Raw genomic sequence first — 26534 nt, 5'->3', positions numbered from 1 at the left:
CCCTTCGAGGCCCGGTCGCCCTGGCGAGCCCGCAACCCGTTGCGTGGCCTGGTTGCGCTGCAATAGACGATCAAAAAAGGACGAAGACAGGTATCGATGGATGGATTCCATGTTAGCGCGGTCTTTCACAAAGACAACCGATGCGCTCAATGCGAAGCCGAAGCAGCATGACTTCGTACGATCGAAATGCAGCGATCGCGGGTTGGCATCAAATCCGAGCGATATCGGGTGCTTCGGACGCTTTCACGCATCGCCGGGCAGATTTGCCTTCGCAGGCGCAGCACGCAAAATGAGACTAAGCGTCAAGCGACGGCATCGCGCGGGAGGCCGCGCCGGCTGAGGCCCTGCATGGCCTACCAATAGTCGGCCGGCAACTCCCGGCTGCGCGGCGGATCGGCGCCGGGCCGCGTGCAGGTGAAAGCGGCGCATTTGCAGGCAAAGGACAACGCACGGGTCAGCTCGGCTGCGGAGACGTCGCGCAACTGCGGCTGCGCGATCCGGTCCAACCGATGCAACGCGGCGAGCAGCGCCGCCTGAAAGCTGTCGCCGGCGCCGATCGTATCGACGACGTTGACCACCGGCGCTTCGGCCGCGATCGGTCCTGCCTTGCGATGCCAGGCGCAAGCGCCATCATTGCCGCGCGTAATGACGACGAGCGATGCGCCGCCCGACAGCAGCGTCTCGGCCCGCGCAGCATGGGCCTCGTCACCGAACAGATAGGCGAAGTCGACGTCGGACATCTTTACGATGTCGGCATTGCCGCAGAACGCCAGCATGCGCGCGCGATAGGCGTCCTTGTCCTTGACGAGGTTCGGTCGGCAGTTCGGATCGAGCGAGATCGTCACGTTCGGCCGCGCATCCTCGATCAAGGCCAGCGTCTCCGCCGCACCCTTGTCATGGACCAGCGTGGTCGAGCCGGTGTGCACGCAGGTGACGCCGTCAAGCGCGACCGCATCGCGCCGATAGGTCCAGTTCCGCGACGCAGTGTCCGCGTCATAGAAGGCGTATTGCGTCTCGGTGCCGGTGACGCGCGCAAAGGCCAGCGTGGCCTGGCGATTGCTCCGCGTGGCGCGACGAAGATCGACGCCGGACGCCGCGGCATGATCGGCGATCATCCTGCCGAAGGTGTCGGTCGAGATGCCGCCGACAAAGCCGGTGGGAACATCGAGCCGGGCGCTGCCGATCGCGATGTTGAGGCAGGAGCCGCCGACGGCGGGCGTCAAGGCCTCACGTCCGTCCGCCGTCTTCGACGGCAGGAAATCGATCAGCGCATCTCCGCAACTCAGCAGCATGGGGCAAACCTTACGTCGGCGCTTCGCCGGGCACCCGCCTCATCGCCTCGCGGCTGTCGCGGTCAAGCTCTCGCAGCAGCTTGTGCACGCCGCGCTTCTTGCGGTGGAACTCGGCGAGCTCCGGCCTGGTCGGCTCGCTCAACCGTCCAAGCGCCGACATGCCGGCCATCGCCGCATTGATCGAGTTGTGCGCGCCGCTGGCGACCGCGCCCAGCATCGCGGCGCCGAGCAAGACGGGTTCTTGGGTCTGCGGCAGTGCCACCGTGTAGCCTGTCGTGTCGGCCATGATCTGGCGCACCAGGGGGCTGCGACTCGCGCCGCCGCCGATCACGATGGTCTTGCCGTTGACGCCATGCGCCTGCAAGGCGTCGATGACGTCGGCAAGGCCATAGGCCAGCCCGCACAAACCGGCGATGAACAGCCGCTCCAGCGCCGACACGTCGGTATCGAGATCGAGCCCCGCGATCACCGCGCGCGAGCCGGGATCGGCATAGGGCGAACGGTTGCCGAGGAACTCCGGCAGAACGTGAACGTTGCGCGCGAGCAACGCCGCAGCACCGGCATTGCCGCTGCGCGCCAGGATGCGCCTCTCGAGATATTCGATGACGTCGACGCCGTCGGTCTTCGCCGCGAGCGCAACCTCGGCATGCGCCGGATGCGACTTGAGCAGGTGATCGATCGCGGCGCCCGCCGCCGATTGGCCGCCCTCGTTCAGCCAGAAGCCCGGCACCATGCCTTCGAAATACGGGCCCCAGACGCCGGGCACGAAGCAGGGATCGACCGTCGTCGCCATGATGCAGGCCGACGTTCCCATGATGTAGGCGAGCCGTTGGCAGACATCGACCTCGGCGCCGGAGCCATCGCGGCCGCCGATCGCGCCGACGCCGCCGGCATGGGCATCGATCAGGGAGGCACCGACCGCGGTTCCCGGCAGCAGGCCGAGATCGCGCGCGGCATCCTCGGACAGCCCGCGACCGAACGGCGAGCCGGGCGGCACGATCTCGCTGCCGATCCGCCCAAAACGGTCGGCCGCGAGCGCCTCGAGCCCGACCCGCTTGAAAAAGGATTCGCTCCAGCCGCCCTCGCCGGCGACATAGGTCCATTTGCAGGTGACCGTGCAGGTCGAGCGCGCCAGCGAGCCGGACGCGCGGAACGACAGATAGTCGGCAAGATCGAAGAAATGCCCGGCGGCCTCGAAGGTCGCGGGCAGATGCCGCTTCAGCCAGAGGATCTTCGGGATCTCCATCTCCGGCGAGATGGCGCCGCCGACATAGCGCAGCACCTTGTCGCCAGTCGCATTGACGAATTCGGTTTCATCCATCGCGCGGTGATCCATCCAGACCACGACATTGCGTACGGGATCGCCGGACGGGCTGACGGTGAGCGGCCGGGCTTCCCGGTCGAGCACGACCAGCGAACAGGTCGCGTCGAAGCCGATGCCCTTGACGTGCTCGGCGGCAACCGCAGCCTCCCGCATCGCACCGCGCACGGAGGCGACGCAGGCCGCCCAGATGTCATCGGACGATTGCTCGACGATATCGCCGGGCTCGTGCCAGACCCGGATCGGATGCCGGGCCGACCCGAGCAGCTTCCCCGACTCGTCGAACACGCCCGCCCGGGCGCTGGTGCTGCCGACGTCCACCCCGATAAAGGCTTGCCGCATGACCGCTCTATCTTCCGTTGAGCACGATCCCCGGGCGCAAGCCTACCAGCAAGTGTAGCCGCCATCGACCAGAACGATGCTTCCGGTCATCAGGCTCGCCGCCTCGGACGCCAGGAACAGCACCACGGAGGCGATCTCGTCAACCTGCCCCATCCGCGCCATCGGGGTTCCACCGATCCAGGCGTCGTACATTCTGGGGCTGTTCTTCACGAAGGCGTTCAGCGGCGTCTCGATATAGGTCGGCGCCACGGCGTTGACGCGAACCCCGCGCGCGCCCCATTCGGCGGCGAGCGATTTCGTCAGGTGATGCACCGCGGCCTTGGAGGCGTTGTAGAAGCACTGTTCCTGCGGCTTGTTGACGATGAAGCCGGACATCGAGCCGACATTGACGATGGTGCCGGATTTCGCCTTCAGCATGTGATTGCCGAAGGCGCGACAGCACCAGAAGGTGCCGTTCAGGTTGACGTCGATGACGTTGAGCCAGTGCTCGTCGGTCACGGTTTCCGCCGGCGTCTCGCTGCGGGCGATGCCCGCATTGTTGACGAGAATGTCGACCTTACCGTACTTGCCGACCAGTTCGTCGGCGACCGCGGCGACGCGACCGGAATCCGTCACGTCCATCAGCGCGATGTCGGCGTCAAAGCCCTGGGCCTTCAGCGCCGCCTGCGCGTCATTGGCAAGCTTGGCGTCGCGATCGCCGATGATGACCTTGGCGCCGGCTTCGGCGAGCGCCTCGGCGCAGGCGAGCCCGATGCCCTGACCCGCGCCGGTGATGATGGCGGTCTTGCCGCCGAGCCTGAATTTCTCGAGATACATTTTCTTCTTCCTTACGCGTGAATCGATTTTCCGCTGTCGTCGAAACGGTGGATGCGCGCCGGATCCGGGATCAGCGACACCCGGTCGCCGGGATGCAGGTCGAGCTCGCCGACATAGCGCGTGGTCAGCATTCCCAGCGGTCCGGCGTCGACATAGAGGAAAGTGTCGCTGCCGAGATGCTCGGCGACCGAGACGGTGCCGTGCCAGCCGCCCTGCCCGTCGCGCTCGACCCTCAAATGCTCGGGCCGTACCCCGATGGTCGCGGCGCCCTGCTGCTTGGCGATCTCACCGGTGACGAAATTCATCTTCGGCGAGCCGATGAAGCCGGCGACGAACAGGTTGGCAGGCTTCTCATAGAGCTCGAGCGGCGAACCGTATTGCTCGATCTTGCCGCCGTTCAGCACCACGATCTTGTCGGCCATGGTCATGGCCTCGACCTGGTCGTGGGTGACGTAGATCGCCGTGGTGCCGAGCTGCTTCTGCAACCGCGTCACTTCGAGCCGCATCTGCACCCGCAGCGCGGCGTCGAGATTGGACAGCGGCTCGTCGAACAGGAACGCCTTCGGTTCGCGCACGATGGCGCGCCCGATCGCGACACGCTGGCGCTGGCCGCCTGAGAGCTCGCGCGGCTTGCGGTCGAGATAGGGCGTCAGGTTGAGCGTCGCCGCGGCCGCCTCGACCTTGCGGTTGATCTCGCCCTTGGCGATGCCGGCCATCTTCAGGCCGAACGCGATGTTGCCGCGCACGCTCATATGCGGATAGAGCGCGTAGGACTGGAACACCATCGACAGCCCGCGCTTGGCCGGCGGCACGTCGACCACATTGCGTCCGTCGATCAGGATAGCGCCGCCGGTGACATCCTCGAGCCCCGCGATCAGCCGCAGCAGCGTGGTCTTGCCGCAGCCGGACGGGCCGACGAAGACGACGAAGGAGCCGTCGGCGATGTCGAGGTCGGCGCCCTTGATGATGTGGACCGGCCCGAACGATTTTTGCACACCCTGCAGCGTAATCTGACCCATGGCGAAAGCCTTTCTGCTACTTGACCGCGCCGAAGGTCAGGCCGCGGACAAGCTGCCGCTGACTGAACCAGCCGAGCACGAGAATGGGCGCGATCGCGAGCGTCGACGCCGCCGACAATTTCGCCCAGAACAATCCTTCCGGGCTGGAATAAGACGCGATGAAGACGGTGAGCGGCGCCGCCTCGAGCGTCGACAGATTGAGGGTCCAGAACGCCTCGTTCCACGCCAGGATCAGATTGAGCAGCAACGTCGAGGCGAGCCCCGGCACCGCCATCGGCGTCAGCACATAGATCAGCTCGCGCCCGATCGTGGCGCCGTCCATTCGCGCCGCCTCGAGGATGTCCTTCGGGATCTCCTTGAAATAGGTGAACAGCATCCAGATCACGATCGGCAGATTGCCGAGGCACAGGATGAAGATCAGGCCAGAGCGGGTGTCGAGCAGACCGAAGGTGCGGTAGATCAGATAGATCGGCACCAGCACGCCGACCGGCGGCATCATCTTGGTAGACAGCATCCAGAGCAGCACGTCCTTGGTCCGCTTGGTCGGCGAGAACGCCATCGACCACGCCGCCGGGATCGCGATCAGCATCGCGATCAAGGTCGAGCCGCCGGCAATGATGATCGAGTTGAGCGCGTGGTGGAAATAGTCGCTGCGCTCCTGCACCGTGGCATAGTTCTCGGTGGTCCAGTGAAAGAACAGGAACGAGGGTGGGATCGCGAACGCCTCGAGCTCGGTCTTGAAGCTCGCCAGCACCATCCAGAGGATCGGGAAGAAGATCAGGAAGCCGACCAGCCAGGCCGCCGCCGTCGAGATCACCTTGCGCCGTGTCGTGACCATCCGCGCCATGACGTTACGCCTCCAGATTCCGGCCGACGATACGAACGAGGAAGAAGGCGACGATGTTGGCGAGGACCACCGCGACCAGGCCCCCCGCCGAGGCGCTGCCGACATCGTACTGGATCAGCGCCTGCGAATAGATCAGGAAGGCGATGTTGGTGGTCTGCAGGCCGGGGCCGCCGCCGGTGGTGACGAAGATCTCCGCGAACACCGTGAGCAGGAAGATGGTTTCGATCAGGATCACCACGGTGATCGGGCGCGCCAAATGCGGCAGCGTGATGTAGATGAAGGTCGAGATCGCGCTCGCGCCGTCCATCTCGGCCGCCTCCTTCTGCTCCTCGTCGAGCGATTGCAGCGCGGTGAGCAGGATCAGGGTCGCGAACGGCAGCCATTGCCAGGAGATGATCAGGATCACCGAGAACAGCGGCGCGTCGTTGAACCAGTCGATCGCCGGCAGCCCGAACAGATGCGCGATCCAGGCGAACAGGCCCGACACCGGATGCATCAACAGGTTCTTCCAGACCAGCGCGCTCACCGTCGGCATCACGAAGAACGGCGCGATCACCATCAGCCGGACGATCGATAGCCCGACCACCTGCTGGTCGAGCAGCAGCGCCAGCGGCACGCCGAGGATGATCGTGATCGCGAGCACCGAGCCGACCAGCACCAACGTGTTCTGCAACGAGGCGAGGAAGGCCGGATCGGTCAGGAAGTAGCGGAAATTCTCCAGCCCAACGAATGATTCAGAGCCGGGATCGAGCAGATTGTAATGCAGGGTCGCGAAATAGATCGTGAGCGCCAGCGGCACGATCATCCAGATGAACAGCAGCGCCACCGCGGGCGTGAGCAGCGTGCGTGCAAGCAGTTGGGTCTGCTGGGTCGCCATCCCCGCCTCCTTGTCAAGGAAAGGAGCGACCATCCCGCTGCGGGACAGGATGGTCGCAAGTGGCCCAGCTCGGGAGGTCTAAGCTGGTCGGGCGGCCAAGGCGTTCGACGCGCCCTGGCTTTGGTTCCGGCGTGCTCTACTTGATATAACCCGCGCGCTTCATTTCGCGCTCGGTCACGGACTGCGCAGCGGTGAGCGCTGCATCGACGGTGGTCGAGCCTGAGAGCGCCGCGGAGAACTGCTGACCCACCTGGGTGCCGATACCCTGGAATTCAGGGATCGCCGCATACTGCACGCCGACGTAAGGCACCGGCTTCACCGTCGGCTTGTTTGGATCGGCGGCATCGATCGAGGCCAAGGTCAGCTTGGCGAAGGGCGCGACCTTCAGATAGTCGGGGTTGTTGTACAGCGAGGTGCGCGTGCCCGGCGGCACGTTGGCCCAGCCTTCCTTCGCGGCGACGAGCTTGGTGTAGTCCTTGCTGGTCGCCCAGGCGATGAACTTCTCGGCCGCCTCGACCTTCTTCGAGCCGGCGGGGACCGCGAGACTCCACGCCCACAGCCAGTTGGCGTTCTTGCCGAGCCCGGTGTTCGGCGCCAGCGCAAAGCCGACCTTGTCGGCGACCGTGGATTCCTTCGGATTGCTGACGAACGACGCCGCGACGGTGGCATCGATCCACATCGCGCATTTGCCGGCGTTGAACAGTGCGAGGTTCTCGTTGAAGCCGTTGGAAGAGGCGCCGGGAGGGCCGGCCTGCTTCATCAGGTCGACATAGGTCGTCAGCGTCTTCTTCCATTCCGGCGAGGTGAATTGCGGCTCCCACTTCTCGTCGAACCAGCGCGCACCGTAGGAATTGGCCATCGCGGTCAGGAACGCCATGTTCTCGCCCCAGCCGGCCTTGCCGCGCAGGCAGATGCCATAGACGCCGCCCGACTTGTCGGTCAGCTTCTTGGCGGCGTCGACCACGAAGTCCCAGGTCGGGCTCTCCGGCATCTTCAGGCCGGCCTTGTCGAACAGGTCGGTGCGATACATCACCATCGAGCTCTCGCCGTAGAACGGCGCGGCATAGAGCTTGCCGTCGACCGAGACCGCATCCTTGATCTTGGGCAGGAGGTCGCCGACGTCGTAATCGGCGCCGAGCTTGTCGAGCGGCACCAGCCAGTTCTTCTTGGCCCAGATCGGCACCTCATAGGTGCCGATGGTGAGCACGTCGAACTGGCCGCCCTTGGTGGCGATGTCGGTGGTCACGCGCTGGCGCAGCACGTTCTCCTCGAGCGTCACCCATTTGACGGTGATGTCGGGATTCTTCGCGGTGAATTCGCTGGTGAGCCCCTGCATGCGGATCATGTCGCCATTGTTGACGGTCGCCACCGTCAGCGTGGTCTGGGCGATCGAGGGGACAGAGATCAAAACAGCAGCCGCGCCCGCAACGGCGCAAAGGACGTTTTTCAAGGTGACCTCCCTTATGTCACGTTGAGCATATGCCCACGTGTTGAGCGTATGTTCATACTGCCGCCAAACTTTGTCAAGCGCGCGGGAGCGCCGTCCCGCGCGTTTGCGGGTTCCACTGCACGCTGGAATGGAGGTGTCTGCGGAGATGAAGAAGGGCGCTGAGACCCAGAAGGCAACTTGATTTGCGGCCACAGCGGGACTGCGCTCCCTCGCCCCGTTCTTACGGGGAGAGGGTTGGGGTGAGGGGCTCTTTCCGCGCATACGAAGCGGACGAATGCGCGGAGACTCCCCCTCACCCGGATCGCATCTCCGATGCGATCCGACCTCTCCCCGCAAGCGACCGCAAGCGGGGCGAGGTGAAGTACGACTCGTGGCGCCTAACGATCCAGCACCGCGCGCGCGGTGGCCTCATCGGTGATGAGGCCGTTGACCACCCGGCCCGCCAATGCGGCCTTGATCGAGGGCACCTTGGCGGCGCCGACCGCCGCGGCGATCGTGGTCGCTTCCGCGGGGATCTGCGGCGGAATGCTGGTCAGCCGCTTGTTGGTGCCGCCCTTGATCAGGCGGCCCCTGGCGTCATAGGCCCAGCCGGTCACCTCGCCGACCGCGCCGAGCCGCATCATCTCCAGCAGCTCCTCGCGGGTGACGAAGCCGTCGACATGGACCTGGGCCTTCTGGTCCATCTGGCCGATGCCGATCAGCCGCAGATCGGCCTTGGCGGCGACCGCCCTCACCCGCGCGATCGGGTCGATGCGCACCATGCGGTTGCGCTCGTCCTCGCTCGACATCAGGAACGGCAGCGGCATCGGGTAATGGCGCGCGCCGGTGCGGTCGGCGAGCCGTCCCACCGTGTCGTAGAAGCTCGCCGAGCCGTCGGCGGAGATGTTGCCGACCAGCGAGACGATCTGGTGATCGGGCCGCTCGATCGGCGAGACCCGCTCGACCGCGGCGCGCACCGCGCGGCCGGTGCCGAGCGCCACGATCACAGGCGTCTCCGAGCGCAGCGTCGTCTCCAGCAGATTGGCGCTGCGCTCGGCGATCCCTGCATTGGACAGCGGCGCCGCCGGATCGGTCGGCACGACGTCGCAATGCACCAGATCGAACCGCGCCTTCAGCCGGGAGGCCAGCTCCATGCAGGCCGCGATGGGGTGTTCGAGGCGAAACGTGATCAGCCGCTCCGCCAGGCACAGCGACACCAGACGCTGCGCGGAGGCGCGCGACACCTGCAGCATTTTCGCAATCTCATCCTGGGTGTGGCCCGCGATGAAATACAGCCAGCCGGCGCGCGCCGCATCGTCGAGGCGAGACTTTTCGTTGTCGGGCGCAGCCATCGTCTTGCGTCAGCCTTCCATCCAGAAATCCGTCATCGCGGCGAAGATTCGATCCGCCCCCGCTTGCCGCAGCAGAGCACTGCCATCCGCCAACCGATAGTGGGCGCCGCCGACAAATCCCCACACTTTCATGCCCGCCGCCTTCGCGGCCATCACACCGCTGACGCTGTCCTCGATCACGAGCGTGCGGCGCGACGCGGCGCCCATTGCGCTTGCCGCATGCAAGAACAGATCCGGGGCCGGCTTGCCGCGCTTGACCATCTGCGCGGTGTAGAGCCGCGGCCCGAAGCTGGCAGCGAGGCCGGTCAGCTCCAGCGAAAACTTCACCCGCTCGAGATCGCTCGATGAGGCGACACAATATGGCAGCCGCAATTCCTCGAGCACCGCCGCGATGCCGGCGATCGGCTTCAGCCGGGAGCGGAAGGTCTCACGGACCTGCAGCGCGAGGTCAGGCAGAAACGTCTCGGGCAACGGCTTTCCCACGCCCCGGCAGTAGTCGACCAGGGCCGCGGTGCTGCGGCCGAGGAAGAGCTCGAGCGCCCGCTCGGTGCTCATCCCGATGCCGGCCCGAACCATCGCCTCGGCAAGACAGCGGCAGCTCAATTCCTCGCTGTCGACGAGCACGCCGTCGCAGTCGAAGATGACGAGATCAGTCTCGGGAAGCCGCGGATCCATCCCGACATGAGATCATATGCTCACGGCATGAGCAATAGATCACAGTTTCCGCGCGGAATGCCGCGCCTCAAATGGTCGCGGTGCACCGCCACGGATGCTGTGCGACAAGGCGAAATGCCGCATGACACACCTCTGATCGCGACCGTCGTCGCGGGCCTCGGCCTCGCTTTTGTCTTCGGAACCATCGCCCAGCGCTTTCGGGTTCCGCCACTGGTCGGTTATCTGCTCGCGGGCGTGGCCGTCGGTCCCTTCACGCCCGGCTTCGTTGCCGATCAGGCGCTGGCAACCGAGCTGGCGGAGCTCGGTATCATTCTCCTGATGTTCGGCGTCGGCCTGCATTTCTCGCTGAACGATCTGTTGTCGGTGCGCGCGATCGCGGTGCCCGGCGCGATAGCGCAGATTGCGGTCGCCACATTGATGGGCCTCGGCCTCGCGCTATTGATGGGCTGGACCGTCGGCGCGGGTCTGGTGTTCGGCCTCGCGCTGTCGGTCGCAAGTACCGTCGTGCTGTTGCGCGCGCTGCAGGAGCGCCGCCTGATGGACACCGAACGCGGCAAGATCGCGGTCGGCTGGCTGATCGTCGAAGACCTCGCCATGGTGCTGGCGCTGGTGCTGTTCCCGGCGGTGGCGAGCTTGCAGGGCGGCGATGGCGCGGCGCTCACCTCCGACCCGCTCGCCGCCCGTTTCGGTCTCGGGCTCACCGGCGTGCTGGTGCTGACGCTGATCAAGATCGCCGTGTTCATCGCGCTGATGCTGGTGGTCGGACGCCGGCTGATCCCGTGGGTCCTGCACTACATCGCGCATACCGGCTCGCGCGAGCTGTTCCGGCTGACCGTGCTCGCGATCGCGCTCTGCATCGCGTTCGGCGCGACCAAGCTGTTCGGCGTCTCGCTGGCGCTCGGCGCCTTCTTCGCCGGAATGATGCTGCGGGAATCGCCGCTCAGCCAGCGCGCGGCCCAGGAGACCTTGCCGCTGCGCGATGCGTTCGCGGTGCTGTTCTTCGTCTCCGTCGGCATGCTGTTCGACCCGATGAGCGTGGTCCGCGAGCCCTGGCCATTCGTCGCGACGCTGTTCGTCATCGTGGTCGGCAAGTCGATCGCAGCCCTTCTGATCGTCGTGCTGTTCCGTCATCCGATGGCAACCGCCCTGATGATCTCGGCGAGCCTCGCCCAGATCGGCGAATTCTCCTTCATCCTGGCCGAACTCGGCGTTGCGCTCAATCTGCTGCCGAAGGCCGGCCGCGACCTGATCCTGGCGGGCGCGATCTTCTCGATCATGCTCAACCCGCTGGTGTTCGCGGTCGTCGACTGGCTGACGTCGCGGCTCGAGAAGCCGCAGACCTCCTCGCCAACTGCCGCAGCTTCTGAACCAATCCCGGTCACTGAATTGCAGGATCACACCATCCTGGTCGGCTACGGCCGGGTCGGCAGCATCGTCGGCGATGCGCTGCATCAACGCAGCGCGCCGTTTCTCGCGGTCGAGGCATCCGACGACATGGTCGCCAAGCTCAAGGAGCGCGGCATCGAAGCGCTGATGGGCAACGCCGCGCGCGCCAGCGTGCTGCGCGCGACCAATCCGGCCGGCGCGCGATCGCTGGTCATCGCCATTCCCGAAGCCTTCGAGGCCGGCCAGATCGTCGAACAGGCGCGCGCCGCGAATGCCGATATCCAGATCATCGCCCGTGCACATTCCGACGCCGAGGTCGATCATCTCAAAGCACTTGGCGCCGACATCGTGATCATGGGCGAGCGCGAGATCGCCCGCGGCATGATCGAGGAGCTCGACAGGGCGCGTCCGGCTGCTATGCGAACGGCCGAGCAGGATTCGGCAGCTTGAGATAGACTGCACCCACCGTACAGATGCGCGCCGCGCGTCACGCGATGAGGGAGATCGAGCGATGGCCTTCAAGAGCCCGCACGTATCGCTGGTGTCGTTCTCGGTCGAGATCGGCGCCGCGGACACGACAAACGTCATGCAGATCGAGACCGACTTGCATCTGAACACCCGTCATCCGAGCTATGACGCGGCCGCCGTGGAGCGGCTGGTGCGTGACGCACAAGCCTATCTCGCCGGCAATGCCGGCCAAGTCACCCGGATCCGACTGGTCTCCACCCGCGGCGGCCAGACCTGAAGCCTCATTATTTGAGCTCTTTGTTTGAGCGTGATCACCGCGCAAACGCTTTGCGTCTGTCGCGAGGGAAAACCGGCTTCCACTTTTCCGGATCATGCGCTAGTGTGCTGAATGCGAAGTTCGTGCAACTTCGCGGCAGCCACTTTCACGAACTTCGCATTCATAAAGCACACGAGAATCATAAGTTCGCTAGTGTCCTTATCGAATCCGAAGTTCGCCCCGAAGGTGCGGCAAATGATGCGAACTTCGGATTCGGGACACTAGCCGCCAAGGAATGCCGGCGCGAGATCCTCCTGCACGATGATGTTGGCGGCTTCCGTCGTCAGTTCGCTGCCGACCAGGTCAAGATTCTTGGCGGCCTCGAACAGCATCGACCGGACGTCGTCCGGCGTCAGCACGCCTTTCGCGATCAGCTTGCGCACCAGCGCCTGCAGGATAAGAACGTCGATCTCGCCATGCGCCAGCGGCGTCGGCTTGTCCGTCATGATCGCCTCCCAGGCTGATCCCAAGGCTGAGTCCCAAGGCTGAGGTTCATCGCAAGTGAGACGCCTAGCGCGGTGGTGACGCCATGTCCTTGTGCAATTGTTCGAACGCGCGGCGCAGGCCGTGCAGCTGATCGACCAGATGAAGGATGACGTCGATGCCCTCGTCGTTGACGCCGAAGTCGCCCTTCAGGTCGCGGATCAGATGCGCGCGCGCCACGTCGGTGTCGGAGAAGCTGATCTCGCTGGCGGTCTCGTCCGGCACGAGCCATTGCTGCTCGATCCAGAACTCCAGGGTCTGCACCTCCAGACCCGCATCGATGAGGAACTGCTGCTTGTTCATGATGCACCATCCTCGCGCGGATCGAATGCCTTTCGATCCCAGTTCGACACAAACGCCTCGAGCTCGGGATCGGGTCCCTTGGGCAGGACCACCTTGAGCTTGACGAGCTCGTCGCCATGGCCTCCGCCGACGCGGGGCGCACCCTTGCCGCGCAACCGCATGGTCGTGCCGGTGTTCGATCCCTTCGGAACCGTCATGGTCACGGCACCGGTCGGCGTCGGAACGCGGACTTTTCCGCCGAGCACCGCCTCGGACAGCGAGATCGGCAGTTGCAGCGTAATGTCGTCACCCTCGCGGGTGAAGCGCGGGTCGGGGCGAACTTCCACCTCGATCAGCGCATCGCCGGGACCGCCCTTGCCGCTGCCGGGCATGCCCTTGCCGCGCAGACGAATGATCTGGCCATCGACGAGCCCCGGTGGGATCGTCACATCGAGCGTACCGCCGTCGGGAAGCGTCAGCCGCTTGCTCGCACCGGTGATCGATTCCGCGAAGTCGATCGCGAGAGCGTAATGCAAATCGCGGCCGCGCCGGTTGGCGCGCGCCTGCTCGCTGCGCCGGAGCAATTCGGCGAAGGCGTCGTCCTGGTCCATGTAGTCGGCATAGCCGGAACTGTCGGCATAGGGATGCCCCGCATCCGCGGTGGCGAAATCCCTGTAGTAGCGATGCTGCGGCCGCTCGACGCCATCAGCATCGATCTCGCCGGCATCGAAGCGCTTGCGCTTCTCGGCATCCGAGAGCAGATCGTTCGCAGCAGCGACTTCCTTGAATTTGTCTTCGGCCGCCTTGTCACCCGGATTGAGGTCCGGGTGCAGCTTCTTCGCCAGCTTTCGATAGGCCTTCTGGATATCGGCCGCAGACGCCGTCGGGGCAACGCCAAGAACCTCGTACGGATTTCTCACAACCTGCTCCGCAACACCGTGAGTGCACCTGCAATCATGAGGGCGCAAAAGCAGGCGATTTGCAAGTGCGCAGGCGCGCCGCCCGGAAGCGGCCGACGCAGCATGCGCTCACGTCACATGACAAGTTAAGATGTATGTCCGGGGTCCAGATAGTTCGGCATGTTCTTTTGCTGCTGCGGCGTCATCTTGGCGGTATCCGCCTTGCCTGGCACGCCCCGCGGACCGAGCAGGGCGCGCTGCATATCGTCCTCGCTCAAACGCGGCTTGCCATCGTCGAGCTGTCCATCGCCGCCATGACTCTGTGCCATGACCAACCTCCAGTGATGATCGCTTGCACAGGCGGAACAATACCGCGCTCCGCCGGAACGAGCCAGCGGAGCGCGGACGTGCCTTAGTGTTGCTCCTGCCGCTTCTCCTCTGCGGGATGACCTGCCGCAGGCGCAGCATGCGGAGCGGCGTGCGGCTCCGGCCGTGCCGCCGGCTGGGGATGGGCGGCCTGCGGCTGCGGATGCGGCTCAGGGCGCGCCATCGTCTCCGGGTGCGCTTGCGGCTTCGCTGCTGGCTCCGGTCGCGCTTCGGGCCTCGCTGGCTCGGGCCGCGCGACGGGCTTCGCGGCAGGCTCGGGACGCGGCTCTTCCTTGCGCACCTCTTCGGGCCGCTTCTCCTGCACGGCAGGCCGCGTCGCTTCTGCAGGATGCGGCTCAAGCTTCGGCTCGGCGGCAGGCGCCGCGCGCTTCTCTTCGACCGCGGGCCTGTTCGCTTCGGCGGGCGGATGCGCCGCAACGCCCTTCTCGGGAACCGGAAGCGCGTGGGATCCGGCAGGCGCCGGCGCAGCAGGATGCGGCTCGGCCTTGGTCTCGGGAGCAGGTGCCGCGCGCTTCTCCTCCGCCGCGGGCTTGTTCGCCTCGGCGGGCGGATGCGCCGCCGGAAGCTGCTTTCCCGGGACCGGGAGCGCATGGGAAGCAGCCGGTGCTGTTGCGGGTGCGGGTGCAGGTGCAGCTCCCGGGTGCCCCGGCTCCCCGGCCGCCGGCCGTGCGGCGTTGGCCGGCACCGCCTCGCCGGCCGGCCGCGCGCGAACCACGCCCGGTCCCTTCAATTCGCCGGGACGCGCCGTTGCGGCGACTGCGGGCACGCCATTGTTGGTCCGCTTGAACAGGCTCGGATCCTGGCTTGCGGTCTCGACCTGCTTGCGTTGCAACGGCGTCGCCGCGAAGTGCTGCTCCTTGGCGACCGCGCGCTCGGCCGGCGTCGGCCGCACCTCGATGCCGCCGCGGCCGCCATTGTAGCTGACGTTGTTGACGGTGGTCTGATTGATCGTGACATTCTTCTCGTAGACGTTGGTGATCCGCGCACCCTGCAGATTGTTCACGGTCCGATTGTAGAAGAAGTTGCCGTGATCCCAGCGGCCGCCTTCATAGCCCGACCCGCCGTAGCCGAAGCCGTAATTGATGCCACCGTAGAAGCCGACGCGATCACCCCAGTAGCCCTGATGGAAGATGAAGCCGCCGCCGAACGCGCCCCAATAACCAGGTGTCCACAGCAGCCCGACCCGCGGCGGCTGCACCCAGGTGCCCGGCACCCAGTAGTAATCGCCGCGATCCTCGTCCCACGACCAGTTGCCCGGCGACCACATATAGCCGGGACCAGGCACCGGCGGCTGATCGTAGGTCGGCAACGGCGGCGGCGCGGTCTCGACGGCAGAGACCGGCGCGCATGCCGCATCCTGCGCGATTGCGGGCACCGCGGTCGCATAGAACAGCGCCGTGGCAATCGCTGCACACGACGCGGTCGAAAGGAGACGAGTTGTCATTGGGAGCCTCTTCGATGAGCACGTTCAACGTGAGACGGAACAAAGGTTCCGTGCATCGGCAATGCACCGACACACTTCATCGCTAGCGCCTTGACCTTACACCAGGCTGAAACGCATCGACGCAAACGGAAACGCGCTCATCCGGCTATTCATGGTCGGTTCAGAGCGCGCCGTGATGCAACGTTGCGCGATGCAGTGGAACATCGCGCGTTGCTTCTCTGCATCATCGGGCGAGCTACGCGAAACGCGACGTGATCGATTCCGATAGCGTGTCCCGATCATGCCTTTGGCCTTTGTACGATCACGGCGATCCATGCTCATCCAGCACTCGCTTCGCGAGCCCGGCGATCCATCGAACCGCAATCAGCGCGACGCGTGCACCCGGCTTGCCCGCGCGGCCGTAGCAGTGCCCCCGGATGAGTGCCAGCGACGAACATCAGCCCTCACAACGGCTTAACCGAAGCATCCCAGCGAGCGCGCTGCGCGATTGACACTCCCCTGAAAGGACCACACGATGCGAGATGCGGCAGCCTTTGGCCCGCGGTTTTCCGCCGGCGCAATTGCACGGGGCTGTTGCATGATGGATGTCATCGTTCCGCCATCTGTCGCCGACGGAACTGCGTGGCATAATGGATCTCGACGAGCCTGCGTTGCCTTGAGGTGCCACGATGAACATAGAAAAATATACCGATCGCGTTCGCGGTTTCATTCAGTCGGCGCAATCGCTCGCGATGCGCGAGGGGCATCAGCAGTTCTCGACGCTGCACATCCTGAAGGTGCTGCTCGACGACAATGAGGGCCTCGCGGCCGGCCTGATCGACCGCGCCGGCGGCAATTCGCGCGCGATCCTCAAGGCGACCGAAGACGCGCTGGCGAAGATACCGAAGGTCAGCGGCGCCGGCTCCGGACAGATCTATCTGGCGCCCGAGACCGCGCGCGCCTTCGCGGCGGCGGAACAGGCCGCCGACAAGGCCGGCGACAGTTTCGTCTCCGTCGAGCGCCTGCTGCAGGCGCTCGCAGCCGACAAGGACAGCGAGGCCGGCAAACTGCTCGCCAAGGGCGGTGTCAATCCGCAGAACCTGAATGCGGCCATCAACGCGCTGCGCAAGGGCCGCACCGCCGACAGCGCATCGGCCGAGAACGCCTATGACGCGCTGAAGAAATACGCCCGCGACCTCACCCAGGCCGCGCGCGACGGCAAGCTCGACCCGGTGATCGGCCGCGACGAAGAGATCCGCCGCACCATCCAGGTGCTGTCGCGGCGGACCAAGAACAATCCTGTGCTGATCGGCGAGCCCGGTGTCGGCAAGACCGCGATCGTCGAGGGCCTCGCGCTGCGCATCGTCAACGGCGACGTGCCGGAAAGCCTGCAGGACAAGGCGCTGCTCGCGCTCGATCTCGGCGCGCTGATCGCCGGCGCAAAGTATCGCGGCGAGTTCGAGGAACGGCTCAAGGCAGTGCTGCAGGAAGTGACCTCGGCCGAGGGCGGCATCATCCTGTTCATCGACGAGATGCACACGCTGATCGGCGCCGGCAAGGGCGACGGCGCGATGGACGCATCCAACCTGTTGAAGCCCGCGCTCGCTCGCGGCGAGCTGCATTGCATCGGCGCCACCACGCTCGACGAATACCGCAAGCATGTCGAGAAGGATGCAGCGCTGGCGCGGCGCTTCCAGCCGGTGTTCGTCTCCGAGCCGACGGTCGAGGACACCATCTCGATCCTGCGCGGCTTGAAGGACAAATACGAGCAACATCACGGCGTGCGCATCGCGGATTCGGCGCTGGTTGCAGCCGCGACGCTGTCGAACCGCTACATCACCGACCGCTTCCTGCCCGACAAGGCCATCGACCTGATGGACGAAGCGGCCGCCCGGCTGAAGATGCAGGTCGATTCCAAGCCGGAAGAACTCGACTCGCTCGACCGCGAGATCATCCGGCTGAAGATCGAGCAGGAGGCGCTGAAGAAGGAGACCGATCTCGGCTCCAAGAGCCGCCTGCAGACGCTCGAGAAGGATCTCACCGACCTGGAAAAGAAATCGGCGGATATGACTTCGAAATGGCGGTCGGAAAAGAGCAAGCTCTCCGATGCGCAGAAGATGAAGGGCGAACTCGAGCAGTTGCGTACCGAGCTTGCCAATGCGCAGCGCAAGGGAGAATTCCAGAAGGCCGGTGAGCTGGCCTATGGCCGGATTCCCGAGCTCGAGAAGAAGCTCGCGGCGGTCGAAGCCAGCGAGACCTCGTCCGCCAGCGAGACCGTGACCGCCGACAACATCGCGCAGGTGGTGTCGCGCTGGACCGGCGTGCCGGTCGACAAGATGCTGGAAGGCGAGAAGGACAAGCTGCTGCGCATGGAGGAGATGCTCGGCAAGCGCGTCGTCGGCCAGGCCGAGGCGGTCCGCGCGGTGTCGACCGCGGTGCGCCGCGCCCGCGCCGGCCTGCAGGACCCCAACCGGCCGATCGGCTCGTTCATGTTCTTAGGTCCCACCGGCGTCGGCAAGACCGAGCTTGCGAAAGCGCTTGCCGAATATCTGTTCGATGACGAGACCGCGATGATCCGCCTCGACATGTCCGAATACATGGAAAAGCATTCGGTCTCGCGGCTGATCGGCGCGCCTCCCGGTTATGTCGGCTATGATGAGGGCGGTGCCCTGACCGAAGCGGTGCGGCGGCGGCCTTATCAGGTGGTGCTGTTCGACGAGATCGAGAAGGCGCATCCCGACGTCTTCAACGTACTGCTGCAGGTGCTCGACGACGGCCGTCTCACCGACGGCCAGGGCCGCACCGTCGATTTCCGCAACACGCTGATCATCATGACCTCGAACATCGGCGCCGAGTATCTGGTCAACCAGCCGGAAGGCCAGAGCACGAGCGCGGTGCGCGAGCAGGTGATGAACATGGTACGGGCGCACTTCCGGCCCGAATTCCTCAACCGGATCGACGAGATCATCCTGTTTCACCGGCTGCAGAAGAGCGACATGGGCCGCATCGTCGAGATCCAGTTCTCGCGGCTGCGCAAGCTGCTCGAGGATCGCAAGATCGAGCTGGAGCTCGACCCGAAGGCGCGGGACTGGCTCGCCGAGAAGGGTTGGGATCCGGCTTACGGCGCCCGCCCGCTGAAGCGGGTGATCCAGCGCAGCGTGCAGGATCCGCTGGCGGAGATGATCCTTTCCGGCGATGTGCGCGACGGCTCAGAGGTAAAACTCTCGGCCACCAAGGCCGGCCTCACCTTCAACGGCAAGAAGCCGGAGAACGCGGCGGCGGACGAATTCGAACCGGTGTGAGACAGGCCGGATCGCCAACGACGCGCTGTCATCGCCGCGTCGTCGGCCGGCATCATATGCAAGCCGAATATACAAGCTGACCTGCAACCAGGAGAGCGCCATGACGCAGCACAAGATCAAGGACAACATGGAGGTCATCGGCGCCGATGGCGTGCATGTCGGCACCGTCGATCACGTCGAGGGCAACCGCATCAAGCTCAAGAAGAGCGAGAGCGACGGCTTCCACAAGGGCCATCATCACTTCATCGAGCTCGGCTTCGTGGCGGATGTCGAAGGCTCCAAGGTTCGGCTCTCGGCCAACGCCGCGATCGCGGTGACCCTCGAGGAAGAGAAGTCCGGCAAGCCCGTCGATTGAGGCAGGCACCTCTGCAAGAGCGTGAGCCATTCGAGCCCTTGTAAAGGTTCCAGTGGCATGCTCCTCTGCCCCTGTCTGGACGCCGATCCGGCGTCCAGCGCCTGCCTTTTGTCCTCGTGGAAGTGCCGTTTAGTCAAGGAGACATGCGTGCCATCAGCCGTTCCGCAACCGGTCGCTGCGAAGCTGACGCGCGCGGCCATCTTCCTTGCGGTCACGATCAAGCCCAATCCGGAATATGACGCGGTGGTGCGGTCGCTGTGCGCCGATCTGGGCGCGCTGCTGCGTGCGGTGGGCTTCCGCGATCTCGAGGGCCGGCTGTCATGCGTCATGGGCATCGGCTCCGACGCATGGGACCGGCTGTTCGGTGGGCCGAAGCCGAAAGGCCTGCATCCGTTCCGCGAGATCAACGGCGTCCACCACGCCGTCGCAACGCCGGGTGACCTGCTGTTTCACATCCGCGCCGTGCCGATGGATCTGTGCTTCGAGCTGGCGACCCAGATCGTGACGCGGCTCGGCGATGCGGTTGCGACCTCCGACGAGGTGCACGGCTTCAAATATTTCGACGAACGCGACCTGCTCGGCTTCGTCGACGGCACGGAGAATCCGGAGGACCAGGCGGCCGCCGACGCCACCATCATCGGCGACGAGGACGCGGCGTTCGCCGGCGGCAGCTATGTGATCGTGCAAAAATACCTGCACGATCTGAAGAAGTGGAACGAGCTGCCGGTCGAGATGCAGGAAAAGATCATCGGCCGAACCAAGCTGTCCGACATCGAGCTCGACGATGCGGTGAAGCCGAGCTACGCGCACAACGCGCTGACCACGATCGTCGAGAATGGCGAGGAGCTCGATATCGTCCGCGACAACATGCCGTTCGGCAATATCAGCAAGGGCGAGTTCGGCACCTATTTCATCGGCTATGCCAAGTCCCCGCAGCGGATCGAGCAGATGCTCGAGAACATGTTCGTCGGCAAGCCACCCGGCAATTACGACCGCCTGCTCGACTTCAGCCGCGCCGTCACCGGCATGCTGTTCTTCGTCCCGTCGGCGACCTTCCTGGAGGATGTCGCGAGCGAGGCGCCGGCACCTTCGCCCGCCGAGCCGTCTCCGGATGACGCCGGGGCTCGCGACACACCTGCACCAGGAATACCGCCGTCCGACGGCTCGCTCGGGATCGGCTCACTGAAAGGAGAGGCTGGACATGAATAATCTTCATCGGGGACTCGCCCCTATCTCGGACGCGGCATGGGCCCAGATCGAGGAGGAGGCCTCGCGCACGTTGAAGCGCCATCTGGCGGCGCGCCGTGTCGTCGACGTCGACGGTCCGAAGGGAACGGATTTCTCCGCGGTCGGCACCGGTCATCTCAAGAAGATTGCGGCGCCCGGCGACGGGGTCGAGGCGACGCAACGCGACGTTCGCGCGCTGGTCGAACTGCGCGTGCCGTTCGAGCTCTCGCGCCAGGCGATCGACGATGTCGAGCGCGGCGCGAATGATTCCGACTGGGATCCGCTCAAGGAAGCGGCGCGCAAGATTGCCTTCGCCGAGGATCGCACGGTGTTCGACGGCTACGCGGCCGCCGGCATCGAAGGTATCCGTCAGGGCACCAGCAACCCGGTGCTGACGCTGCCGCCGAGCGTCAAGAACTATCCCGCCGTGGTCGCGCAGGCGGTCAGCCAGTTGCGGCTTGCCGGCGTCAACGGTCCCTATACGCTGCTGCTCGGCACCGAGCCCTATACCGCGATCGGCGGGGCGACCGACGACGGCTATCCGGTGCTGCAGCACATCCAGCGCCTGATCGACGGCAAGATCATCTGGGCGCCCGCGATCGAGGGTGGCGTCCTGGTGACCACCCGCGGCGGCGATTTCCAGCTCTCGATCGGCCAGGATCTTTCGATCGGCTATCTCAGCCACTCGGCGAAATCGGTTCAGCTGTATTTCCAGGAGACCATCACCTTCCTGATGCTGACGAGCGAAGCGTCGGTGGTGCTTGCGCCGGAGGCGAAGAAACCCGCCTAGTCTTGCCGGCGTTGACCTATCCGGGAAGTCTCCGGCCGTTGCCGGAACTTCCGCCAAACGTGAAACGGAGAGGAGGCGCGCAATGGACTACGATCTCTACATCAATCCGAAGAAGGCATCGGTCGGTCTCTACGTCCGCAAAGGCGCCGGCCTTCCCGACCTTGCCGACGCCAAGGACTGGGTGTTCGACGGCACCTCGGCGCAGGCCAATCTGCCGCCGCAGCTCGTGAAGGAAATCGAAGCCAACGGCCACGCCTTTCGCGACATGGATTGAGCGGGGCGGTTACTTCTCGCCGACCTTCACCGGGGCGGTCTCGGGCATCAGGCTCATGGCCACGATGCCGACCGCCGCCGCGAGCAGAAGATACCAGGACGGCGCCAGCGGATCGCCTGACACGTGCAGCAGCCACGTGACCACGAGTTGCGCGGTGCCGCCGAACGTCGCGATGGCGACCGCGTAGATCGTGGCGAACACGCCGCCGCGAATGCTCTGCGGCAGCGCTTCGGTGAAGGCGGCATAGAACGCGGTGAACGGCAGCGACCCGATGAACGACAGGATGCCGAAGCCGAACAGCAGCGACCACGCGCCGGGGTCCTGGACGATCCACAGGAAGGCCGGATAGGTCAGCACCAGCACGACCAGCTGCGGCCAGATCATGATCGGCTTGCGGCCGAGCCGGTCGGCAAGCCAGCCGCCCAGCACCGCGCCGATGATCTGCAGTCCGTTGCTGACCAGCGATACCGTGAACGCCAGCGACGGCGACACATGCAGCGTATTCTTGGCGTAGGTCGTCATGTATTGCGTCACATAGGTCGAGATCGTGCCGCTGGCCAGGATCATCACCGCCAGCACGATGACGCGAAGATGCCGCCGCGCCAGGGCCACATGGCTCGAGCGTTCGATCTGCCCGACGACGTGCTCGCCATGCGAGACGGTTTCCGGCAGCGTGCGGCGCATCCAGATGCCGAACGGCAGACAAACCGCCCCGAGCAGGAACGCGACGCGCCATCCATAGGTCTGCAGCATGTCGGGCGCCATCGTGCTGCTCAGGATGACACCGACAAGCGCGCCCACCGTCGCCGCGATCTCCTGGCTGGCCGGCTGCCAGGCGACCACGAGGCCGCGGTTCCTCGGTGCGGCGATCTCGATCAGATAGGCCGTGGTCGGCCCGACCTCGCCGCCCAGCGCAAATCCTTGCACCATCCGCGCCAGGATCACGATGATCGGCGCCACAATGCCGATCGCGGCATAGGATGGCGTCAGCGCGATGGTCAGGATCGCGCCGCCCATCAGCGCAAAACTCAGCAGCATCGCCGGCCGCCGGCCGACCCGGTCGGAGAAGATGCCGAGCACGATGCCGCCGATCGGCCGCGTCAGGAAACCGGCGCCGAAGGTCGCAAGCGACAGCATGAGGCTGCCGTATTCGCTGTGCGCGGGGAAGAAGGTGCGGCCGATCTCGGTCGCAAAGAAGCTGTACGTGATGAAGTCGTAGAACTCCAGCATGTTGCCGATGGTCGCGGCAAAGGCTGCGCGCTTGACATCGAACTGTTCCCCGCTTGCAATCTCCGGCAACGCTCTCGGTTCCTTGTCTGCTTGTGCGAGCGGAGTATTATTCCTCTGACCATGTTAGGCAAGGCATGGAGAGCCGCGCGATCTGCATGCGACGCAAGCGAGAAGAGGAACAGATCCGATGCCAGCCGACAAACTCTTCATCAATGCCAGGTTCGGTGACGGCGCCAGCCGCGATATGCTGGTTCGTGGCGGCCGCATCGTTGCGATTGAGGCGAAGGGCGAACGCCCCAGCGGGGTCGAGATCGTCGATCTCGGCAATGCGCTGGTCGTGCCCGGCTTCGTCGAAGGCCACATCCATCTCGACACTAGTTTTTACGGCGATACCTGGCGGCCACACCGTCCCTGCACCGACGGATTCGACGTCCATGAGCGGGTGGCGTTTCAGGCCAAGAACCTTGCCGCCGCCGCGCCGATGGACGTGCGCGCGCGGAACCAGCTCGACCTCTGCATCGGCCATGGCACGACGCAGATGCGCAGCCACGTCATGGTCGACGGCTCGGTGGGGCTGAAGTCGCTGGAGACCATCCTCGGGGTTCGCGAGGAATACAGCGACTTGATCGATATCCAGCTCGTGGCGTTTCCGCAGAACGGCATCCTCACCAGCCCGGGCACGCCGCAGCTGCTCGACGAGGCGATCAAGCTCGGGGCCAATGCCGTCGGCGGGCTCGATCCCGCAAGCTTCGACCGGGATGTCGAGGGCCATCTCGACGTCGTGTTCGGCGTTGCGCAAAAGCACGGCGTCGATGTCGATATCCATCTTCATGACGGCGGCATGCTCGGTGCCTTCGAGGTCGAGCAGATCGCGGCGCGAACGCGCGCGCTCGGCATGGCGGGCCGCGTCACCGTCAGCCACGCTTACGGGCTCGGCGACATTCCCGCCGATGCGCTGAAGAAGACCGCCGACAGTCTGGCGCGTTCGGGCGTGGCGATCATGACGAATGCCCCGGGCAGCCGGCCGTTCCCGCCGGTCGCGCTGTTGCGGAAAGCCGGCGTCACGGTGTTCAGCGGCAACGACAACATCCGCGACTCCTGGTGGCCCTATGGCGACGGCGACATGCTGGGCCGTGCCATGATGATCGGATACCGCTCGGGCTTCTACACCGATGAGGGGCTCGCGATCGCGTTCGACATGATCACCGCGGCCGGCGCCAAGGCGCTCAGGCTCGAGGACTACGGCCTGCACGTGGGGGCCAAGGCCGATTTCGTGACCTTGAACGCCGTGCATATCCAGGAGGCCGTGGTGGCGCGGCCGTCCGGGCGTTCAGTCTACAAGGGTGGCGTGCTCACCGCGCGGGACAATCGCGTCGTCAAGGCCGCTGGCCGATCCTGAAGCGGACGCTGCGTCCAATCGAAGGGCTCAGCGGACCGGAGGGATGATCGCGCGGAGGATGTCCGCCTTCCAGCGTTGCCGGACGCCGTCGAAGGCCGCAAAATCGTGGTCGAACTGCCAGTAAGCCCACGCCCAGCCATTGCGTTCCGCGCGTCTCGCCATGAACGACAGATACGTCGCGCGGCTCTCCGCGGGCGCGCGTTCATAGACACCGAACTCGCCAAGATAGATCGCGCGCTGCTCCTTCTCGGACCAGGAGCGGATCTTGTCGAAATCGGCCGAGGCCGTGGCCAAGTCTTCCGCAGAGCCCCAGCGCAACGGACCGATCTTCGAGAAGGTCGGCGACCACGGCGCGCCCTGATGGGTGAATTGCAGCGGCAGGTAATAGTGGAATGTGACGATGAGGTTTCGGTCGCCGGCCGGCAGCACCAGCTGATCGATCGGCAGCTCCTCGGTGTTCAGGATCGCGACCACGACATTGCGCTTCGGGTTGGTATCCCGGATGATGGCAAGACAATCGCCGAGCAGCGCATTCCATTCGGCCGAGGTCATGTTGCCGCCGGGCTCGTTCAGGATCTCGAACACCAGCGCCGGGTATTTCCCCGCATAGCGCGATGCGATCTGGCGCCAGAATGCCTTGAGCTTCACGCCGCATTCGGCCACGTCGCGTTGGCAGAGATCGGTGTCGTGCTCATCGAGGATCGGAACGAGCCTATTCTCCAGCACCTGCTCGATCACGGCATCGAGGCGCCGCAGGACGGCATCATCGAGGATGTTGCCGGACTCCATATGCCTGAAGCCGAAGAAGTTGATCCGGACATGGGAAAATCCGGCCCTGCGAATCGCGGCGAGGTTTTCCAGCCGGAACGGCGCGTTCCGGTAGCCTTCCCAGATGCCGTCATAGCCGAGGATATTGATGCCGCGCCCCAATGGCGCGGCGTCCGGCGATGCCCCCTGCCCCGCAGCGTTCGCCGGCGCGATCAGCGGGAGAGCAAGTGCCGCCGCCGCCAGCATGACGAAGGCTCTTTGCAGAAGCAATCGGAACGCGGTCATGGCTGCTTCAACTCGCGCGGCTCTACGCGCGATGACGGCACCGGCCGGCAAATGGCGAGGAAGAAGGCGATCAGCAGCACCGACGTGAACATCGTCGAACGAAGGAAGACCGTCTCGGTGAAATTGGTCTGGCAGTTGAGGAAGACGAACCCGATGATCAACGCGCAGTGCAGACGGTCGATCGCCCGCCCTGCGATCAGGCAGAGCACCTTGTAGGAAAACAGGAAGACGCCCGCCGTGAACAGGAAATAGCCCAGGAATCCGGTCTCGACGAGAATGGCGATATAGCCGTTGTGATAATTGTCGAGCACCCAGCCGTGGTTCTGGTTGAAATAGTCGTAGATCGCCGGATTGGTCCAGAAGCCGTTGATGCCGAATCCGAACAGCGGCGCGTCATCGAAATGGCTGATGGCGTACTGCCAGATGAAGGTTCGCTCGGTGAAGTCGATCGTCGTGTCGAAGGCATGAATCGAATCGTATCCGGTCGTGTAGAAATACAGGATCAATAGCGCTGCCGCGACGCACATGACACATGGCAGGATCGCGTAGACCTGCATGCACCGGACCGACCACAGGGAGGTGAGCAGCAGCGCGCAGGCAACCAACGACAGGGCGCCGGCGCCGCGCGACTCCGAAAGCATGACGCAGGTCGAGGCCAGCACGAACGTCACGAGGAACGGCAGCCATCCTTGTCCCGCTATCTTTCGATAGCAGGCGAAGAACATGAGATAGGCGCCGGCGAAGCCGAGGGTTTGCTTCGACTCGAAGACACCCTGCCACTGCCCCTTGTGCATCCATGTCTGATCGATCCCGATGTCCGGCAGGATCACAGCACAGAGCGCAGAGGCCGCGATCAGCACCAACAGGCCGCGGGTGGCCGATGTCACGATGTCGTCGATATCGACGCGAGTGATCATGCAGAACGCGCCAAGCGTCGTGATTGCGAGCGCCGCGGCCTTCATCAGGGCCGCCACGCCGAGGTTGGTCCACAGCACGGAAACAGTGGCGAACGCATAGAACGCGACGATCACGAGCGCGTCGAGATTGAGGGCCAGCCGCAGGCAGGGACGGATGAACAGGCTTGCGTAGATCAGGACGCCCCACATCAACAGGGCGACGGCTTGCTGCACCAGGGTCAACTCGGTCGGAAGCAGCGCGGCGTGGAAGGTCCCCATCGACATGATCACATTGATGGTGATCGACCAACCGATGACGGTCCTGGCGAAATTTTCCGCCCCGACGCCGGGTGCCTGCCAGACCGAACTGTCGATCGCACGTCCGTCCATTCGG

At 65.0% G+C, this 26534-nt stretch carries 26 protein-coding genes; 8 read left to right on the top strand and 18 right to left on the bottom strand.

Going from position 1 to position 26534, the window contains the following annotated elements:
* Window positions 1–353: 353 nt before the first annotated feature.
* The 9 genes from J2R80_RS16210 to J2R80_RS16170 form a co-directional block, all read right to left on the bottom strand.
* A complete protein-coding gene (locus tag J2R80_RS16210) occupies window positions 354–1292 on the bottom strand; it encodes a carbohydrate kinase (RefSeq protein WP_076830636.1) in 939 nt (312 codons plus the stop codon).
* Window positions 1293–1302: 10 nt separating this feature from the next.
* Window positions 1303–2955, bottom strand: coding sequence for an FGGY-family carbohydrate kinase (locus tag J2R80_RS16205; RefSeq protein WP_253638872.1), 1653 nt, complete (start codon window positions 2953–2955; stop codon window positions 1303–1305).
* Between the two features lie 42 nt (window positions 2956–2997).
* On the bottom strand, window positions 2998–3771 hold the full coding sequence (locus J2R80_RS16200) for an SDR family NAD(P)-dependent oxidoreductase (RefSeq protein ID WP_168855788.1): 774 nt from the start codon (window positions 3769–3771) through the stop codon (window positions 2998–3000).
* A gap of 11 nt (window positions 3772–3782) precedes the next feature.
* Complete coding sequence (locus J2R80_RS16195; protein ID WP_253638871.1) at window positions 3783–4790, bottom strand: ABC transporter ATP-binding protein; 1008 nt, start codon at window positions 4788–4790, stop codon at window positions 3783–3785.
* A gap of 16 nt (window positions 4791–4806) precedes the next feature.
* Complete coding sequence (locus tag J2R80_RS16190) at window positions 4807–5637, bottom strand: carbohydrate ABC transporter permease (RefSeq protein WP_028334898.1); 831 nt, start codon at window positions 5635–5637, stop codon at window positions 4807–4809.
* 4 nt (window positions 5638–5641) lie between these two features.
* A complete protein-coding gene (locus J2R80_RS16185; protein WP_024583852.1) occupies window positions 5642–6514 on the bottom strand; it encodes a carbohydrate ABC transporter permease in 873 nt (290 codons plus the stop codon).
* Window positions 6515–6650: 136 nt separating this feature from the next.
* Complete coding sequence (locus tag J2R80_RS16180; RefSeq protein WP_253638870.1) at window positions 6651–7964, bottom strand: sugar ABC transporter substrate-binding protein; 1314 nt, start codon at window positions 7962–7964, stop codon at window positions 6651–6653.
* A gap of 377 nt (window positions 7965–8341) precedes the next feature.
* Entirely contained in the window at window positions 8342–9295 is a 954-nt protein-coding gene (locus tag J2R80_RS16175) for a sugar-binding transcriptional regulator (protein ID WP_253638869.1), read from the bottom strand.
* A gap of 9 nt (window positions 9296–9304) precedes the next feature.
* Window positions 9305–9970 (bottom strand): HAD family hydrolase, encoded by a 666-nt coding sequence (locus J2R80_RS16170; protein WP_168855791.1) that lies wholly within the window; start codon window positions 9968–9970, stop codon window positions 9305–9307.
* A gap of 114 nt (window positions 9971–10084) precedes the next feature.
* Between J2R80_RS16170 and ybaL the strand changes: the two genes are divergently transcribed.
* Window positions 10085–11806, top strand: coding sequence for a YbaL family putative K(+) efflux transporter (gene ybaL / locus J2R80_RS16165; protein ID WP_057019226.1), 1722 nt, complete (start codon window positions 10085–10087; stop codon window positions 11804–11806).
* A 61-nt stretch (window positions 11807–11867) separates the two neighbouring features.
* The gene (locus J2R80_RS16160; RefSeq protein ID WP_028343292.1) at window positions 11868–12101 is read left to right on the top strand and encodes a hypothetical protein; all 234 of its coding nucleotides are present in this window, start codon (window positions 11868–11870) and stop codon (window positions 12099–12101) included.
* Between the two features lie 260 nt (window positions 12102–12361).
* Here the strand turns inward: J2R80_RS16160 and J2R80_RS16155 are convergent, their stop codons facing one another.
* The 6 genes from J2R80_RS16155 to J2R80_RS16130 form a co-directional block, all read right to left on the bottom strand.
* Window positions 12362–12586, bottom strand: a complete 225-nt coding sequence (locus tag J2R80_RS16155; protein WP_016843345.1) for a hypothetical protein — start codon at window positions 12584–12586, stop codon at window positions 12362–12364.
* Window positions 12587–12650: 64 nt separating this feature from the next.
* A complete protein-coding gene (locus J2R80_RS16150) occupies window positions 12651–12926 on the bottom strand; it encodes a chaperone modulator CbpM (RefSeq protein WP_057019224.1) in 276 nt (91 codons plus the stop codon).
* Window positions 12923–13825: a DnaJ C-terminal domain-containing protein gene (locus J2R80_RS16145; protein ID WP_253638868.1), complete on the bottom strand. Its 903-nt coding sequence runs from the start codon at window positions 13823–13825 to the stop codon at window positions 12923–12925. Before J2R80_RS16145 ends, J2R80_RS16150 begins: the two co-directional genes overlap by 4 nt.
* 125 nt (window positions 13826–13950) lie before the next feature.
* Window positions 13951–14133 carry a hypothetical protein gene (locus J2R80_RS16140; protein ID WP_028343296.1) on the bottom strand — a complete coding sequence of 61 codons (183 nt, stop codon included), beginning with the start codon at window positions 14131–14133 and terminating at the stop codon, window positions 13951–13953.
* 83 nt (window positions 14134–14216) lie between these two features.
* Window positions 14217–15635: a hypothetical protein gene (locus tag J2R80_RS16135; RefSeq protein ID WP_253638867.1), complete on the bottom strand. Its 1419-nt coding sequence runs from the start codon at window positions 15633–15635 to the stop codon at window positions 14217–14219.
* A gap of 96 nt (window positions 15636–15731) precedes the next feature.
* Window positions 15732–15956 carry a hypothetical protein gene (locus J2R80_RS16130; protein WP_141340045.1) on the bottom strand — a complete coding sequence of 75 codons (225 nt, stop codon included), beginning with the start codon at window positions 15954–15956 and terminating at the stop codon, window positions 15732–15734.
* Between the two features lie 347 nt (window positions 15957–16303).
* Between J2R80_RS16130 and clpB the strand changes: the two genes are divergently transcribed.
* The 5 genes from clpB to J2R80_RS16105 all read left to right on the top strand — a co-directional run bounded on the left by clpB (window position 16304) and on the right by J2R80_RS16105 (window position 21562).
* Window positions 16304–18916 (top strand): ATP-dependent chaperone ClpB, encoded by a 2613-nt coding sequence (clpB, locus tag J2R80_RS16125; RefSeq protein WP_057019220.1) that lies wholly within the window; start codon window positions 16304–16306, stop codon window positions 18914–18916.
* 100 nt (window positions 18917–19016) lie between these two features.
* Window positions 19017–19271, top strand: a complete 255-nt coding sequence (locus J2R80_RS16120; RefSeq protein ID WP_253638866.1) for a DUF2171 domain-containing protein — start codon at window positions 19017–19019, stop codon at window positions 19269–19271.
* Window positions 19272–19418: 147 nt separating this feature from the next.
* On the top strand, window positions 19419–20480 hold the full coding sequence (locus J2R80_RS16115; protein ID WP_253638865.1) for a Dyp-type peroxidase: 1062 nt from the start codon (window positions 19419–19421) through the stop codon (window positions 20478–20480).
* On the top strand, window positions 20473–21288 hold the full coding sequence (locus J2R80_RS16110; RefSeq protein ID WP_253638864.1) for a family 1 encapsulin nanocompartment shell protein: 816 nt from the start codon (window positions 20473–20475) through the stop codon (window positions 21286–21288). Before J2R80_RS16115 ends, J2R80_RS16110 begins: the two co-directional genes overlap by 8 nt.
* Window positions 21289–21370: 82 nt before the next feature.
* On the top strand, window positions 21371–21562 hold the full coding sequence (locus tag J2R80_RS16105) for a hypothetical protein (protein ID WP_057019217.1): 192 nt from the start codon (window positions 21371–21373) through the stop codon (window positions 21560–21562).
* Window positions 21563–21571: 9 nt separating this feature from the next.
* On the opposite strand, the gene J2R80_RS16100 is transcribed toward J2R80_RS16105, so the two are convergent.
* On the bottom strand, window positions 21572–22861 hold the full coding sequence (locus tag J2R80_RS16100) for an MFS transporter (RefSeq protein WP_256527844.1): 1290 nt from the start codon (window positions 22859–22861) through the stop codon (window positions 21572–21574).
* A 118-nt stretch (window positions 22862–22979) separates the two neighbouring features.
* Between J2R80_RS16100 and J2R80_RS16095 the strand changes: the two genes are divergently transcribed.
* Window positions 22980–24191 carry an amidohydrolase family protein gene (locus J2R80_RS16095; protein WP_253638863.1) on the top strand — a complete coding sequence of 404 codons (1212 nt, stop codon included), beginning with the start codon at window positions 22980–22982 and terminating at the stop codon, window positions 24189–24191.
* A 27-nt stretch (window positions 24192–24218) separates the two neighbouring features.
* On the opposite strand, the gene J2R80_RS16090 is transcribed toward J2R80_RS16095, so the two are convergent.
* Both J2R80_RS16090 and J2R80_RS16085 read right to left on the bottom strand, forming a co-directional pair.
* Window positions 24219–25244 carry a glycoside hydrolase family 5 protein gene (locus J2R80_RS16090; RefSeq protein ID WP_076830597.1) on the bottom strand — a complete coding sequence of 342 codons (1026 nt, stop codon included), beginning with the start codon at window positions 25242–25244 and terminating at the stop codon, window positions 24219–24221.
* The gene (locus tag J2R80_RS16085; RefSeq protein ID WP_253638862.1) at window positions 25241–26530 is read right to left on the bottom strand and encodes an O-antigen ligase; all 1290 of its coding nucleotides are present in this window, start codon (window positions 26528–26530) and stop codon (window positions 25241–25243) included. Before J2R80_RS16085 ends, J2R80_RS16090 begins: the two co-directional genes overlap by 4 nt.
* Between the last annotated feature and the right edge of the window lie 4 nt (window positions 26531–26534).

The organism is Bradyrhizobium sp. USDA 4541 (genome assembly GCF_024171085.1).
Taxonomy (GTDB): Bacteria; Pseudomonadota; Alphaproteobacteria; order Rhizobiales; family Xanthobacteraceae; genus Bradyrhizobium; species Bradyrhizobium australafricanum.
Note: the sequence above shows the minus strand (reverse complement) of the source record. Positions and strands in the feature narration are given on the sequence as shown.